Source organism: Actinomycetospora straminea (genome assembly GCF_028737255.1).
In the GTDB taxonomy this organism is placed as follows: domain Bacteria; phylum Actinomycetota; class Actinomycetes; order Mycobacteriales; family Pseudonocardiaceae; genus Actinomycetospora; species Actinomycetospora straminea.
Genome location: NZ_JAQZAN010000016.1, coordinates 31946 through 46385, shown reverse-complemented (window position 1 = coordinate 46385; position 14440 = coordinate 31946). Strand labels below are relative to the sequence as shown.

Annotated in this window: 16 protein-coding genes; 12 read left to right on the top strand and 4 right to left on the bottom strand. The window is 74.8% G+C overall.

Annotation, left to right across the window (positions count from 1 at the left end; genetic code table 11):
* Nucleotides 1-45 precede the first annotated feature (45 nt).
* Genes serB through PH190_RS20700 form a run of 3 tightly spaced genes read left to right on the top strand, consistent with a single transcriptional unit; the run spans nt 46 to nt 2919 of the window.
* Nucleotides 46-1302 (top strand): phosphoserine phosphatase SerB, encoded by a 1257-nt coding sequence (gene serB / locus PH190_RS20710; protein WP_420791685.1) that lies wholly within the window; start codon nt 46-48, stop codon nt 1300-1302.
* Nucleotides 1303-1306: 4 nt separating this feature from the next.
* Nucleotides 1307-2083 carry an aminoacyl-tRNA hydrolase gene (locus PH190_RS20705; RefSeq protein ID WP_274233420.1) on the top strand — a complete coding sequence of 259 codons (777 nt, stop codon included), beginning with the start codon at nt 1307-1309 and terminating at the stop codon, nt 2081-2083.
* A complete protein-coding gene (locus tag PH190_RS20700; RefSeq protein WP_274233419.1) occupies nt 2080-2919 on the top strand; it encodes an ATP-grasp domain-containing protein in 840 nt (279 codons plus the stop codon). Before PH190_RS20705 ends, PH190_RS20700 begins: the two co-directional genes overlap by 4 nt.
* Nucleotides 2920-3007: 88 nt before the next feature.
* On the opposite strand, the gene PH190_RS20695 is transcribed toward PH190_RS20700, so the two are convergent.
* The 3 genes from PH190_RS20695 to PH190_RS20685 all read right to left on the bottom strand — a co-directional run bounded on the left by PH190_RS20695 (nt 3008) and on the right by PH190_RS20685 (nt 7017).
* On the bottom strand, nt 3008-5080 hold the full coding sequence (locus PH190_RS20695) for an ATP-dependent DNA helicase (protein WP_274233418.1): 2073 nt from the start codon (nt 5078-5080) through the stop codon (nt 3008-3010).
* A 43-nt stretch (nt 5081-5123) separates the two neighbouring features.
* On the bottom strand, nt 5124-5699 hold the full coding sequence (locus tag PH190_RS20690; protein WP_274233417.1) for an isochorismatase family protein: 576 nt from the start codon (nt 5697-5699) through the stop codon (nt 5124-5126).
* Nucleotides 5700-5781: 82 nt separating this feature from the next.
* Complete coding sequence (locus tag PH190_RS20685) at nt 5782-7017, bottom strand: nicotinate phosphoribosyltransferase (protein WP_420791684.1); 1236 nt, start codon at nt 7015-7017, stop codon at nt 5782-5784.
* Between the two features lie 129 nt (nt 7018-7146).
* On the opposite strand from PH190_RS20685, the gene clpS reads away from it, so the two are divergent.
* From clpS to PH190_RS20650, 7 genes are all read left to right on the top strand, one after another.
* On the top strand, nt 7147-7461 hold the full coding sequence (gene clpS, locus PH190_RS20680) for an ATP-dependent Clp protease adapter ClpS (RefSeq protein ID WP_274233415.1): 315 nt from the start codon (nt 7147-7149) through the stop codon (nt 7459-7461).
* A gap of 19 nt (nt 7462-7480) precedes the next feature.
* Complete coding sequence (locus tag PH190_RS20675) at nt 7481-8038, top strand: DUF2017 domain-containing protein (RefSeq protein WP_274233414.1); 558 nt, start codon at nt 7481-7483, stop codon at nt 8036-8038.
* Nucleotides 8039-8088: 50 nt separating this feature from the next.
* Nucleotides 8089-8553, top strand: a complete 465-nt coding sequence (locus PH190_RS20670) for a M67 family metallopeptidase (RefSeq protein ID WP_274233413.1) — start codon at nt 8089-8091, stop codon at nt 8551-8553.
* 131 nt (nt 8554-8684) lie between these two features.
* Nucleotides 8685-8963 (top strand): MoaD/ThiS family protein, encoded by a 279-nt coding sequence (locus PH190_RS20665; RefSeq protein ID WP_274200129.1) that lies wholly within the window; start codon nt 8685-8687, stop codon nt 8961-8963.
* A 40-nt stretch (nt 8964-9003) separates the two neighbouring features.
* On the top strand, nt 9004-9954 hold the full coding sequence (locus PH190_RS20660; protein WP_274233412.1) for a PLP-dependent cysteine synthase family protein: 951 nt from the start codon (nt 9004-9006) through the stop codon (nt 9952-9954).
* Nucleotides 9955-10101: 147 nt separating this feature from the next.
* Nucleotides 10102-10737 carry a rhomboid family intramembrane serine protease gene (locus PH190_RS20655; protein WP_274233411.1) on the top strand — a complete coding sequence of 212 codons (636 nt, stop codon included), beginning with the start codon at nt 10102-10104 and terminating at the stop codon, nt 10735-10737.
* 87 nt (nt 10738-10824) lie between these two features.
* Nucleotides 10825-11583 carry an MBL fold metallo-hydrolase gene (locus PH190_RS20650; RefSeq protein ID WP_274233410.1) on the top strand — a complete coding sequence of 253 codons (759 nt, stop codon included), beginning with the start codon at nt 10825-10827 and terminating at the stop codon, nt 11581-11583.
* Between the two features lies 1 nt (nt 11584).
* Here the strand turns inward: PH190_RS20650 and PH190_RS20645 are convergent, their stop codons facing one another.
* Entirely contained in the window at nt 11585-13003 is a 1419-nt protein-coding gene (locus tag PH190_RS20645) for a DHA2 family efflux MFS transporter permease subunit (protein WP_274233409.1), read from the bottom strand.
* A gap of 61 nt (nt 13004-13064) precedes the next feature.
* Between PH190_RS20645 and rph the strand changes: the two genes are divergently transcribed.
* The gene (rph, locus tag PH190_RS20640; protein WP_274233408.1) at nt 13065-13808 is read left to right on the top strand and encodes a ribonuclease PH; all 744 of its coding nucleotides are present in this window, start codon (nt 13065-13067) and stop codon (nt 13806-13808) included.
* Nucleotides 13805-14434 carry a non-canonical purine NTP pyrophosphatase gene (locus tag PH190_RS20635; RefSeq protein WP_274233407.1) on the top strand — a complete coding sequence of 210 codons (630 nt, stop codon included), beginning with the start codon at nt 13805-13807 and terminating at the stop codon, nt 14432-14434. Before rph ends, PH190_RS20635 begins: the two co-directional genes overlap by 4 nt.
* Nucleotides 14435-14440: the final 6 nt, after the last annotated feature.

Below are 14440 nucleotides of genomic sequence, written 5' to 3'. Positions count from 1 at the left end.
GCGATCCCCGACGACCCGTCCGACGGCGAGGTGCCGGCGTTCGTGCTGACCGACGCCGGCACGCCTCCGACGCTCGACGGTGAGCCCGACCCGGTGCCGGTCCTCGTGACCGTCACCGGGCCGGACTTCCCGGGCGTCAACGCGGCGCTGTTCGCGGTGCTCGCCGAGCACGACGCGGCCATGCTCGACGTGCAGCAGGCGACCATCCACCGGCGGATCACGCTGTCGGCGCTGGTCACGCTGCCCGGCGACCCGGCGCGGCTGCAGGCGGCGCTGGAGCTGACGATGCCGTCGCTGGGCCTGTCGGTGAGCATCGAGACCGGCGGCGACGCGTCGGCCGTGCACCCGTTCTCGACCCACGTCGTGCTGGTGCTCGGGCGCCCCATCACCGCCGCGAACTTCGCCGAGGTCGCCCGCGGGCTCGCCGCGCTGCGCGTCAACATCGACCGGGTGCGGCGGATCGCCGACTACCCGGTGACCGGTCTCGAGCTGCGGATCTCGCTGCCGGCGCTCAACCCGCCGACCGACACCGCGCTGCGCCAGGCCCTGGCCGCCGCCGGCCGCCGGGCGCGGTGCGACATCGCGGTGCAGCGGGTCGGGCTCGCGCAGCGGGCCAAGCGCCTCATCGTGTTCGACGTCGACTCGACGCTCATCCAGGGCGAGGTCATCGAGATGCTCGCCGCCCGCGCGGGCTGCGAGGACGAGGTCCGCGCGATCACCGAGGCGGCGATGCGCGGCGAGATCGAGTTCGCCGAGTCGCTGCACAAGCGCGTCGGCGCCCTCGCCGGCCTGCCCGTCTCCGCGCTCGACGAGGTGGCCGCGGAGCTCGAGCTCACGCCGGGCGCCCGCACCACCGTGCGCACGCTCAAGCGTCTCGGCTACCGCTGCGGCGTCGTGTCCGGCGGGTTCTCGACGATCATCGACCGCCTCGTCGACGATCTCGGTCTCGACTTCTCGGCGGCCAACGAGCTCGAGATCGTCGACGGCCGGCTCACCGGCCGCGTGCTCGGGCCCGTGATCGACCGCGCGGGCAAGGCGGAGGCGCTGCGGCGCTTCGCCGACGAGGCCGCGGTGCCGATCGAGCAGACGGTGGCCGTGGGCGACGGTGCCAACGACCTCGACATGCTCGCCGCGGCGGGGCTCGGGGTGGCGTTCAACGCCAAGCCGGTGGTCGCGGCCGCGGCCGACACCGCGCTGTCCTACCCGTACCTCGACGCGGTGCTGTTCATCCTCGGGGTCACGCGCGACGAGATCGAGCACGCCGACGCGGCCGAGGGTCTGCTGCGCCGGGTCCCCCTGTGAGCTCGTGCTCGAGCACGCGCTGAGCCCCGCGCTGGGGGCGCTGGCGGCGCGGGTCTGTCCGTGGCTGGTCGACGGCCCCGCGCCGGGGTTCGACGAGCCGGCCGACGGCGTCGTGAGGGCGATGACGCTGGTCCTGCGCCTGGAGCGCGAGGGCCCGCCGCGCACGGCCGTGCTGGAGGCGGCGGCGTCCGCCGCGCTCGCGCTGTGCCTCGACGAGCGCGCCGCCCCGGACGGCCCCTGGTACGACGCCGTCGCGGCGTGGGCCGGGGCCGGGCGCATCCGCAAGCTCTCGCGCCGGGCACGCACGGCGCACTGGCGCGCGGTGCAGGACATCGAGGGCGTGACGGTCGACGAGCTGGTGCGGGCGCTGGTGCCCGGGCCGGTCGACGAGGTGCCCCACGAGGTCCGGCGCCTGCAGATCGGCGGCACCGACCTCCCCGCCGACGACCCCGGTCCGCCCGCCGCGGAGCACCCGGTGATCTGGCTGAGCCCGGAGGTCGAGCAGACCGTGGGCAAGGCCGCCGCGCAGGTCGGGCACGCGAGCATGATCCTCGCGACGGTGCTGGCGGCCGAGGGCGCCGACCCGGCCGCGGCCCTGCGGTGCTCGGTGTGCCCGGCGTCGCGGGAGGCCTGGGACGGCTGGGTGCGCGCGCTCGACGCCGACCCCTCCGGGCGCGCGGCGTGGGAGGAGCACGGCATCGCGCCGGTGCGTGACGCCGGGTTCACCGAGGTCGCGCCGGGGACGGTGACCTGCCTGGCGCAGCGCCGGACGACGGCGTGACCCGGGTCCTCGTCGCCGGCTCCCGGGTGCGCAGCGAGCGCTCCGACGCCGAGACCCGCCCGCTGCTCGCCGCGCTCGCGGCCCGCGGCGTCTACGCCGCGGACGCGCCGTGGGACGACGACACCGTCGCCTGGGCCGACGCGGACCTCGTCGTCGTGCGCACGACCTGGGACTACACCGAGCGCCGCGACGACTTCCTCGCGTGGGCGGAGCGGGTCGCCGCCGCGACGCGGCTGGTGAACCCCCTGCCCGTGCTGCGCTGGAACAGCCACAAGCGCTACCTCGTGGAGCTGGCCGGGGCGGGCGTGCCGACGGTCCCGACGACGCTGCTGGAGCGCGGCGCGGCGGTGCCCGACGACCTGGGTCGCGGGCCGGTCGTCGTCAAGCCCGCGGTGTCGGCGGGCGGCCGCGGCGCGCACCTCGGCCGGCCCGACGATCTGCGCGACACCGTCGCCGGCCTCCTCGCCGGCGGCGACGTCCTCGTGCAGCCCGCCGTCGGGAGCATCGGGCGCGACGGCGAGGTGTCACTGGTGCGGATCGGCGGGACGTGGTCGCACGCGGTGCGCAAGGTGCCGGCGGACGGCGGCTTCCTCGTGCACGAGAAGCACGGCGGGCGCCTCGACGACCACACGCCCACCGACCGCGAGGTGGCGGTGGCCGACGCGGCCCTCGCCGCCGCGCCGCAGGACGTCCCCGTGGCCCGCGTGGACCTCGTCCGCCTCGACGGCGAGCCGGTGGTCATGGAGCTCGAGCTGATCGAGCCCGAGCTCTTCCTCCGCCGCGCCCCCACCGCCCCCGACCGCCTCGCCGACGCGCTCCTCGCGACCCTTCCCTGACCACGGGGTGTGTCAGCGGGGCGTCCACGCTTGCACTCAGCGTCAGGAAAGCCGCCACGATCACGACCGCCGGGGGATGTCCAGGCCCTCAGCCGACTGAGTCCCGCAACCGTTCCAGCGCCCCGCGCACCACGGCCGGGTCCTGCGTCGTCCAGAACGGCGGCAGCGACCCGCGCAGGAAGCCGCCGTACTGCTTCGTCGCCACGCGCGAGTCGAGCAGGGCGACGACCCCGCGGTCGCCGGTGCCGCGCAGCAGCCGCCCCGCGCCCTGGGCGAGCAGCAGCGCCGCGTGCGTCGCCGACACCGTCAGGAACCCGTTGCCGCCCCGCGCGTCGACGGCGCGCTGGCGGGCCGAGACCAGCGGGTCGTCGGGGCGCGGGAACGGGATGCGGTCGATCATCACGAGCTGCAGCGACTCGCCGGGCACGTCGACGCCCTGCCACAGCGACAGCGTCCCGAACAGCACGCTCTCCACGTCGGCGGCGAACTTCGTCACCAGCGTGCCGGTGGAGTCGTCGCCCTGGCAGAGCACGGTGCCGTCCCAGCGCCCGCGCAGGTCCTCGGCGGCCTGCTTCGCCGCGCGCATCGACGAGAACAGCCCCAGCGCCCGGCCGCCCGCGGCCCGCACGAGGCCCTCGATCTCGTCGAGCACCGCGGGGGGGAGCCCGTCGCGCCCGGGCGGGGGCAGGTGGCGCGCGACGTAGAGGATGCCGGCCTTGGCGTGCGCGAACGGCGAGCCGACGTCGAGACCGTGCCAGACGAGGTTCGTGGCGGGGTCGTTCCCGTGACCGCCGCCGTCGTCGGGGATCGGCTCGGTGACCTCCCGGGCGCTCCCGACCGGCAGCCCCCACTGCCGGGCCAGCGCGTCGAACGACCCGCCCAGCGCGAGCGTCGCCGACGTCAGCACGACCGTCGACCGCCCGAACAGCCGCGACGCCAGCAGGCCCGCCACCGACAGGGGCGCGACGTGCAGCGTGCGGACGGTGGTCGAGTTCCGCTCGGTCTCCGAGCACCACACGACGTCCGGCCGCGTCGCCGGGTCCTCCCGGTCGAAGGCCGTGAGCAGGCGCCCGGCGACGTCGTGGACCTCCTCGACCAGCGCCAGCGCGAACCGGCGCGCGGTCGCGTCGTCGTCCCGACCGCCTCTCTCGCGGTCCGGTCCCAGCGCCTGGCGGCAGGCCCACGCCCGGTCGCGGATCGACGACAGCATGCGCGCCACGCCCTCGGGCAGGCGCTCCCACCGGCCGGGCACGACGTCCTCGAGCACCGTGCCGAGCCCCTCGCCCGCGTCGAGCAGGGAGTCGGAGAGCGCCTGGTCGACCAGCTTGCCGCAGCGGCGGGCGGCGGCGGTGACGGTGGCGGCGGTCAGCTCGCCGGTGGCGACGGAGGTGACCCGGTCGACGAGGTTGTGGGCCTCGTCGACGACCACCACGTCGTGGTCGGGCAGGACGGCGCGGCCGTCGATCGCGTCGATGGCGAGCATCGCGTGGTTGGTGACGACGATGTGAGCACTGCCCGCGGCTCGTCTTGCGTGCTCGGAGAAGCAGTCCTCGGCGACCGGGCAGCGGGCCGCGCCGAGGCACTCGCGGGCCGACACCGACACCTGCCGCCACGCGCGGTCGGGGACGCCGGGGACGAGCTCGTCGCGGTCGCCCGTGGTCGTCTTCTCGGCCCACTCGTGCAGCCGCGTGACCTGCCGCCCGAGCGCGGACACCTGGAACGGGTCGAAGAGCTGCTCGTCGACCGGGTCCTCGGCCTGCGCGCTGCTCTGGATCTTGTGGAGGCAGAGGTAGTTGGCGCGGCCCTTGAGGATCGCGAACGTCGGCGCGCGGCCGAGCTCGGGCTCGAGGGCCTTGGCGAGGCGGGGGAGGTCGCGGTCGACGAGCTGGGTCTGCAGCGCGATGGTCGCCGTCGCGACGATCACCGCCTGCTCGCCCTCCAGTGCGTGGCGCACCGCGGGCACGAGGTAGGCCAGGGACTTGCCCGTGCCCGTGCCCGCCTGCACCGCCAGGTGCTCGCCCGTGCGCAGCGCGCGCTCCACCGCCGCGGCCATCTGCTGCTGGCCCTCGCGCTCGGTGCCGCCCAGCGCGGAGACCGCCGCCGCGAGCAGCTCGGCCACCGGGGGCGGCCCGGTGATCGTGTCCGTGCTCGCGTCTCCCACGACGGTTCAGACTACGAGGCGGCCCGATCGGTTCCGTCGAGGCTCACGGCCGGTGCGGCGCGCCCGTCAGCGTGACCCCGGCGGCGGCCATCTCCGCCCGGGCGCGGTCGGTGGTCTCGCGCAGGACGCCGGCGGTGAGGTCGAGGCGCACGGTCGTCGTGAAGCCCGCGCGGACGGCGTCGAGGGCGGTGGCGCGCACGCAGTGGTCGGTGGCGATGCCGACGATCTCGACGGCGTCGACGTGCCGGTCGCGCAGCCACGGAGCGAGCAGGTGCCCGTCGCTGGCTCGGCCCTCGAACGCCGAGTAGGCGGCCTCGAACCGGCCCTTGGTGAACACCTCCTCGAGGCGGTGGACGTCGAGGTCGGGGTGGAACGCCGCGCCAGGGTGGCCGAGCCGGCAGTGCGGCGGCCAGGAGTCGACGAAGTCGGGCGTCGACGAGAAGTGGTCGCCGGGGTCCTCGTGGTAGTCGCGGCTCGCGACGACATGGGCGTACTCGCCGGCGCTCGTCCCGAGGAACCGGCTGATCGCGTCCGCGACCGCCGCGCCGCCGTCGACGCCCATCGAGCCGCCCTCGCAGAAGTCGAGCTGCACGTCCACGACGATGAGTGCGGTCGTCATGCCCCGAGCCTACGAGTGATCAACACGGACTTCGCGCGCCTAGAGGCAGCGAGATACCCGTTCGCTGCCACAACCCGCCCGCTCAGGGCACCTGGGTCGTCGGGATCGCCGGCTCGCCGCGGGAGAGCTTGAGGCCCTCCCACGGCACGGCGACCAGGCCGCGGCGCAGGTGCTCGCGGGACTCCTCGAGGGTCGGCAGCTCGCCGGCCGGCTCGCCCTTGACCAGCAGCGGGGCGGGGACGACGCGGTCGTGCTCGCCGATGTCGACCTCGGCGTCGAGGCGGTGCACGACCTCCTCGACCGCGGTGCCGGTCGGCCTGTGCCGGCGCACCGCGGACTTCGCCCCGCCGCGCGACTCCTTCGACGAGCTGCGCTTGGCGACGGGCCGGCCGTCGACCTCGACGAGCTTGTAGACCATGCCCGCGGCCGGGGCCCCGGAGCCGGTGACCACCGAGGTGCCGACCCCGTAGGCGTCGACCGGCTCGGCGCGCAGGGCCGCGATCGCGTACTCGTCGAGGTCGCCGGAGATGACCACCCGGGTGCTCGTCGCGCCCAGCGCGTCGAGCTGGGCGCGGGCGCGCTGGGCGAGGACGCCGACGTCGCCGGAGTCGATGCGCACGGCGCCGAGCCCGGTGCCGGCGACCTCGACGGCGGTCGCGATGCCCTGGGTGATGTCGTAGGTGTCGACGAGCAGCGTGGTGCCGACGCCCAGCGCGTCGACCTGCGCCCGGAACGCCTCGGCCTCGCTGTCGTGGAGCAGCGTGAACGCGTGCGCGCTGGTGCCGGTGGTCGGCACGCCGAACCGGCGGTGCGCCTCGAGGTTCGAGGTCGCGGAGAACCCGGCGAGGTAGGCGGCGCGCGCCGAGGCGACCGCGGCCTCCTCGTGGGTGCGCCGCGAGCCCATCTCGATCAGCGGGCGGCCGTTCGCGGCCGTGGTCATGCGCGCGGCGGCCGAGGCGACCGCGCAGTCGTGGTTGAGCACCGAGAGCACGAGGGTCTCGAGCAGCACGCACTCGGCGAACGTCCCGGTCACCGACAGCACCGGGGAACCGGGGAAGTACAGCTCGCCCTCGGGGTAGCCGGTGATGTCGCCGGAGAAGCGGTGCCCCGAGAGGAACTCGGCGACGCGGTCGCGCACCCCGGCGTCGCACAGCACGTCGATCTCGGCCTGGTCGAACGTGAAGCGCGACAGCGCCTCGAGCAGGCGCGGGACGCCGGCGACGACGCCGTAGCGCCGCCCGTGCGGCAGGCTGCGCGCGAACACCTCGAAGGTGCACCGCCGCTGCGCCGTGCCGTCGGCGAGGGCGGCGTCGAGCATCGTGAGCTCGTACTGGTCGGTGAGGAGCGCGGTGCTCGGCCCCGGAGAGGTCACGCGCACCACAGTAGGGGTCACGCGGGTCCGCCCGCCCCCGTGCGGGTCGCGCCGTCGAGGTGTCACGATGGAGCCATGCAGGTCGTTCTGTCCGCTCCGGCCGACCCCGAGGTCGACGAGCGGACCGAGGCGGAGGCCGACGAGGCCACCCTCGCCGACACGCCGTGGCAGACGATCGTGTGGAACGACCCGGTCAACCTCATGTCCTACGTCACCTACGTGTTCCAGAAGCTCTTCGGCTACGACAAGGCCAAGGCCACCGCGCTGATGCTCGACGTGCACCACAAGGGCCGGGCGACGGTCTCCTCGGGCAGCCGCGAGAAGGTCGAGGGCGACGTCGCGCGCCTGCATGCCGCGGGGCTCTGGGCCACGATGCAGCGGGCGAGCTGACGCGGGTGCGGGCTGTGCGTTGAAGGCGTGGAAACGGCAGGGCCGGGGCGACCGCGTGCGCTTCGTCGCGGTCCTCGAGCGGCCCGAGGCGTCGGTGCTGCGGGGCCTGATGGGCCAGGTCGAGCAGATGCTCACCGGGCGGGGGGCCGAGTCCCCCGACGACGAGCTCGCGGCGCTGACGGGCATCCGCACCGGTCCCTCCACCCCGCCCGACGACCCCGTCCTCGCGCGCCTGCTGCCCGACTTCGCCTCGTCGGGCGAGGAGGACGCCGACGAGCTGTCGGCCGCGCTGCGCTCGGTGCGCGAGCCGGAGCTCATCGAGGCCAAGCAGGCCGCGATCGCCACCGTGCTGGCCACCTGCCCGCCCGGTGGCGGGCGCGTCGAGCTCGCGCCGTCCCAGGCCGAGGAGTGGCTCGCCGCGGTCAACGACGTGCGGCTCGCGCTCGGCGTCGCGCTCGAGGTGACCGAGGACATGCCCGAGCAGCTCCCCGCCGACGACCCCCGCGCCGACCACCTGCCCGTCTACCACTGGCTGACGTGGCTCCAGGACTCGTTGGTGACGACGCTGACGGCCTGAGTGCCCGGCGCGGCACCGCGCGCGGGCGCCGCGTTCCGTATCCTGGGGGCGTGCTGGTGATCCGGGCCGACCTCGTCGAGCAGATGGTCGCGCACGCCCGCCGGGACCACCCGGACGAGGCCTGCGGCATCCTCGCGGGCCCCGACGACGGCTCCGACCGGCCGCAGCGCTTCGTGCCGATGGAGAACGCCGAGCGCTCGCCGACGTTCTACCGCTTCGACTCGATGGAGCAGCTGCGCGTCTACAAGGAGATGGACGCGAACGACGAGGTCCCCGTCGTTGTCTACCACTCCCACACGGCCACCGAGCCCTACCCGTCGCGCACCGACATCTCGCTGGCCCAGGAGCCGTTCGCGCACTACGTGCTGGTGGGCACCAGCGACCCCGACCAGCACGTGCTGCGCTCGTACCGCATCGTCGACGGCGAGGTCACCGAGGAGGAGGTGCAGGTCGTGGAGAACTACATGTTCGCCCACACCGGCACCGACGACGTCCCGGACCACGCCGGCTCCTGAGGCGTGCCCACGCCCGTCCTCGACGGGGCCTCTCGACGGGTCACGGAATGCCGCGCCCCCGTGGCACGCTGTCCGTGCAGGTACGCCCGCACACCACGTCCCACCAGCCACCACCCACCGGAGGGGAATCCGTGTCCGCCACCGTCTCGATCCCGACCATCCTGCGCACGCACACCGGCGGCGAGAAGCAGGTCAAGGCCGAGGGCTCGACGCTGCAGGAGGTCATCACCGACCTCGAGGCCAACCACCCCGGCATCAAGGACCGGCTGGTCACCGACGGCGCGCTGCACCGGTTCGTCAACGTCTACGTGAACGACGAGGACGTCCGCTTCAGCGGCGGCCTCGACGCGCAGGTGCCCGACGGCGGCACCGTCACCATCCTGCCCGCGGTCGCGGGCGGGGCCCGCTGACCAGCGCGACTCCACCGTCGGAGCGCTCCAGGAGAGGCCCATGGCCCGGTACGACTCCCTGATCCACGCCCTGGGCGACACGCCCATGGTCGGCCTGCCGTCCTTCTCGCCGGCGCCGCACGTGCGGCTGTGGGCGAAGCTCGAGGACCGCAACCCGACGGGCTCGATCAAGGACCGGCCGGCGCTGCGGATGATCGAGGCGGCCGAGGCCGACGGCCGGCTCACGCCGGGCTGCACCATCCTCGAGCCGACCTCGGGCAACACCGGCATCTCGCTGGCGATGGCCGCCAAGCTCAAGGGCTACGAGCTGGTCTGCGTCATGCCCGAGAACACCTCGGCCGAGCGGCGCCAGCTGCTCGAGATGTACGGCGCGCGGATCATCTTCTCGCCGGCCGCCGGCGGGTCGAACCAGGCCGTCGCCACGGCCAAGGAGATCGCCGCCCAGCACGCGGACTGGGTGATGCTCTACCAGTACGGCAACCCGGCCAACGCCCTCGCGCACTACGAGGGCACCGGGCCGGAGATCCTGCGGGACATGCCGACGATCACCCACTTCGTCGCGGGGCTCGGCACCACCGGCACGCTGGTCGGCACCGGGCGCTACCTGCGCGAGCACAAGCCCGACTGCCAGATCATCGCCGCCGAGCCCCGCTACGGCGAGCTGGTCTACGGCCTGCGCAACATCGCCGAGGGCTTCGTCCCGGAGCTCTACGACCCCGACGTGCTCACCGGCCGCTACTCGGTCGGGGCGTACGACGCCCTGCGGCGCACCCGCCAGCTCGTCGAGCAGGAGGGCATCTTCGCCGGCATCTCGACCGGCGGGATCCTCCACGCCGCGCTGGCCCAGGCCGAGAAGGCCGCGGGCGCGGACGACGAGGCGGACATCGTCATGGTGGTGTGCGACGGCGGGTGGAAGTACCTGTCCACCGGCGCCTACTCCGGCACGCTCGAGGAGGCCGCCGAGGCCCTCGAGGGGCAGTTGTGGGCTTAGCGTCGTCGCAAGTCGGTTCCGTACCTCGAGCTCCTTCGTCGCTCGATGTACGGCCTGCCGACGCGACGTCCTGGGGTCACCGACCCCGGCGAACCTCAGGGTCGGGACCCACAGGGATCCCGCGCGGGCGGCCGTAGCCTCGAGGGCGTGACCAGCCCCGCGCGTCCGTCACCCCGCCTCCTGCCCGCCCGCCCGCTGCGGGCGGCGATCCTCATGGTCGGGATCGTGGCCGTCCTCTGGCTCCTCGAGCTGGCCGACCGGACGGTCTTCGTCGCCCTCGACCCGCCGCAGGGGCTCGACGACGACGGCATCGTGCCGCGCACGCTCGACGGGCTCGGCGGGATCCTGTGGGCGCCGCTACTGCACGGCGGCTTCGACCACCTCGCGAGCAACACCGTGCCGCTGCTCGTGTTCGGGTTCCTCGTGCTCGCCGGCGGGCTGGGCCAGTTCATCGCCGTGACGGCCGTGATCTGGATCGTCAGCGGCGTCGGCACCTGGCTCATCGGCAGCCCGGGCTCGACGATCGGCGCGTCCGGCATCATCTTCGGCTGGTTCGCGTTCCTGCTGGTCCGCGGCTTCTTCGCCCGCTCGGTCGGGCAGATCGTCCTCGCCGTCGTCCTGTTCGGAATCTACGGCGGGCTGCTGGTCGGCGTCCTGCCGAGCAACCCGGGCATCTCGTGGCAGGCGCACCTGTGCGGGGCGATCGGCGGCATCCTCGCCGCCCGCATCGCCGTCGCGGCCGACCGCCGGCGCACCCCGCCCGACACGCCCGCCGTGCCCTGAGCGCTGGCAGCGACATCGTGTTCGTTCCGTGACCGCTGCGGTCCCTGTCCTGTGCGTCCGGGCAGGTCGGGCCCGTAGGGTGCGCGCGTGGAACTGATCGTCCTGGGGTGCTCCGGCAGCGGCGCCGGGCCGCACTCCCCGGCCTCGGGCTACCTCGTGCGCGCGGACGACACGTCCCTGGTGCTCGACCTCGGCAACGGGGCGTTCGGTGTGCTCCAACGGCACATGGACCCCTTCGAGCTCGACGCCCTGGTGCTCTCGCACCTCCACCCCGACCACTGCGCCGACGTCTCCGGGCTGATCGTCCACCGGCGCTACCACCCCGACGGCCCCGGCAAGGTCATCCCGCTGCACGGGCCCACCGAGTCCGAGGTGCGCCTCGCGGTGGCCTACGCGCCGTCGTCGGACGAGCGCGTGGCGACCGACCTCACCGACGTCTTCTCCCACCGCCCCTTCGTCCGGGGGCCGGCCGCGGTCGGACCCGTGGCGCTGACCAGCGCGCCGGTCGACCACCCGTGCGAGGCCTACGGCGTCCGCCTCGAGCACGAGGGCCGCAGCCTCGTCTACTCCGGCGACACCGGGCCGTGCCGCGAGCTGGTCGACCTCGCCCGCGGCGCCGACGTGCTGCTGTGCGAGGCGACGTGGTCCGACGGTCCGGAGCGCCCGCCCGGCGTGCACCTCTCGGGCCGCCAGGCCGGCCGGACCGCCCGCGAGGCCGGGGTGGAGCGGCTCCTGCTCACCCACGTGCCGGCCTGGGCCGACGGGCCCGCCCTGCTGGCCGAGGCGCGTGAGGAGTTCTCCGGTCCGGCCGAGCTCGTCGTCCCGGACGGCCGCTACACGATCTGAGCTACGTCCGGGCGGGCTCGGGTGCGTCGGCCCGGCGCGGCGCCGGCAGGAACAGCGCGGCCACCACCGAGCACAGCACGATCACCGCCGCGACGGCGAAGGCCCGCGTCGTGCCCGCCGTCTGCGCGACCGCCGGCGCCGCACCCGCCGCCGCCAGCGAGGCGGTGTGGGCGGCGGCGAGCGTCGAGAGCACCGAGAGCCCGACCGCGCCGCCGATCTGCCGCGACGTGGTCACCAGGCCGCTGACCAGCCCCGCGAGGCCGGCCTCGACCCCGCTCGTCGCGGCCGTCGTCACCGCCGGGAAGACGATGCCCATCCCGAGCGAGACGGCGATGCCGGGCCCGAGGACGCCGGCCACCCAGCTCGTCGTCGGGGTGAGCAGCGCGAACCAGGTGAAGCCCGCCGCGGTCAGCGTGCCGCCCGCGACGATCAGCGCCCGCGCCCCGACCCGCGGCAGCAGCCACGACGAGATCTGCGAGCCGATCACGATCGAGAACGACTGCGGCAGGAACGCCAGGCCCGCGGTCAGCGCGTCGAACCCGAGCACGCCCTGCATGTGCAGCGAGACGAAGAACCACATCGAGAACATCGACGACGTGATGAGCAGGATGACGACGTTCGCCGTGGTCACCGAGCGGATGCGGAACACCCACAGCGGCACGAGCGGGTGGCGGCTGCGCCGCTGGGAGAACACGAACGCGGTGAGCAGCACGACCGCCGCGGCGATCCCGCCCAGCACGCGCGGCGAGGTCCACGGTGCCGACTCCAGCGACACGACGCCGTAGACCAGCGCCACGAGTCCGCTGGTGACGAGCACCGCGCCCCGGACGTCGAGGCCGGGCCGGTCCTCGGCGCGGGTCTCGTGGACGACGGCGAGGGCCAGCAGCGCGGTCAGGACGACCACCGGGACGTTGACCAGGAAGATCCAGCGCCAGCTCAGCAGCGCGACGAGCACCCCGCCGGCCAGCCCGCCCGCGGCGCCGCCGATGCCGCCCATCGCCGACCACCAGCCGAACGCCCGCGACCGGGCCGCGCCCTCGGGGTAGGTGGTCTGGAGGATCACCAGGCTGGCGGGGGAGAGGACGGCGCCGCCGAGACCCTGCACGGCCCGCGCGGCGAGCAGCAGCGCGGGGTCGTTGGCCAGACCGCCGATGAGGCTCGCCAGCCCGAAGAGGGCGAGGCCGAGGAGGAACACGCGCCGGCGCCCGAAGAGGTCGGCCGCCCGCCCGCCCAGCAGCAGGAAGCCCGCGAACGCGAGCGTGTAGGCGTTGACCACCCAGGCCAGGCCCTCGGCGTCGAACCCCAGGGCCTCCCGCATCGCCGGCAGCGCCACGTTCACGATCGACACGTCGAGCACGACCATGAACTGCGCGAGGCAGCTCGCGAACAGCACGAGACCGGTCCGGCCGTCGGTACGCACGACGGTCCAGGCTAGGCCCGACGACCGGGGCGGTGCCGGGTGAGACCTAGGGTGGTCGCCCGTGGCACGCAGCGACGGCAGGGCGGACGACGAGCTCCGCGAGGTCAGCATCACCCGCGGGTTCCAGCAGCACCCGGCCGGGTCGGTGCTCGTCTCGTTCGGGCAGACGACGGTGCTGTGCGCGGCCAGCGTCACCGAGGGCGTGCCGCGCTGGCGGCAGGGCAGCGGGCTGGGGTGGCTCACCGCGGAGTACGCGATGCTGCCCTCGGCGACGCACACGCGCGGCGACCGCGAGTCGGTCAAGGGCCGCGTCGGCGGGCGCACCCACGAGATCAGCCGGCTGGTCGGGCGGGCGCTGCGCGCGGCGATCGACCTGCGCGCCCTCGGCGAGAACACCATCCAGGTCGACTGCGACGTCCTGCAGGCCGACGGCGGCACGCGCACCGCGGCGATCACCGGCGCCTACGTGGCCCTCGCCGACGCCGTGACCTGGCTGCGCGCGCACAAGCGCCTCGCCGACCCGCAGCCGCTGTCGTGCTCGATCGCGGCCGTCTCGGTCGGGGTCGTCGACGGGCGCGTGCGCCTCGACCTGCCCTACGAGGAGGACTCGCGGGCCGAGGTCGACATGAACGTCGTCGCCACCGACACGGGCACGCTCGTCGAGGTCCAGGGCACCGGCGAGGGCGCCACCTACACGCGCGCGACCCTCGACGCCATGCTGGACTCGGCGCTCGCCGGCTGCGCCCAGCTCACCGAGCTGCAGGTCGCCGCGCTCGCCGAGCCGTACCCGGGGGAGCTGCCGTGAAGGTCCTCCTCGCGACGCGCAACGACGCCAAGCTCGCGGAGCTGCGGCGTCTCACGGCCGCCCAGGGGATCGAGGGCCTCGAGATCCTCGGGCTCGACGACGTGCCCGAGTTCCCCGAGGCGCCCGAGGTCGGCGCGACGTTCGAGGAGAACGCGCTGGCCAAGGCCCGGGACGCCGCCGCGGCGACCGGCCTCGTGGCCGTCGCCGACGACTCCGGGCTCGCCGTCGACGCGCTGAACGGGATGCCGGGCGTGCTCTCGGCGCGCTGGTCGGGGCGGGGTCCGATCGGATCCGGGGCGGGGTCGCGGGTCGAGCGCGACGCCCGCAACCTCGCGCTCGTCCTCGACCAGACCGCCGACGTGCCCGAGGAGCGCCGCGGCGCGGCGTTCGTGTGCGCCGCCGCCGCCGCGCACCCCGACGGCCGCGAGGTCGTCGTCGTCGAGCGCTGGGCCGGCAGCCTGATCCGCCTCCCGCGGGGGACCAACGGCTTCGGGTACGACCCGGCGTTCGTGCCGGAGGGCGAGTCGCGGACGTCGGCCGAGATGGCGCCGGAGGAGAAGGACGCGGTGTCGCACCGGGCGCAGGCGCTGCGGGCGCTGATCCCCCGTCTGTCCGAGCTGGCCTAGAGGTGC

What these genes read in the sequence shown, in the direction of transcription:
- PH190_RS20690 (WP_274233417.1), bottom strand. Translation starts at nt 5,699, where the DNA reads ATGACGACCGCACTCATCGTCGTGGACGTGCAGCTCGACTTCTGCGAG.
- PH190_RS20685 (WP_420791684.1), bottom strand. Translation starts at nt 7,017, where the DNA reads ATGCTCGACGCCGCCCTCGCCGACGGCACGGCGCAGCGGCGGTGCACC.
- clpS (WP_274233415.1), top strand. Translation starts at nt 7,147, where the DNA reads ATGCAGGTCGTTCTGTCCGCTCCGGCCGACCCCGAGGTCGACGAGCGG.
- PH190_RS20660 (WP_274233412.1), top strand. Translation starts at nt 9,004, where the DNA reads ATGGCCCGGTACGACTCCCTGATCCACGCCCTGGGCGACACGCCCATG.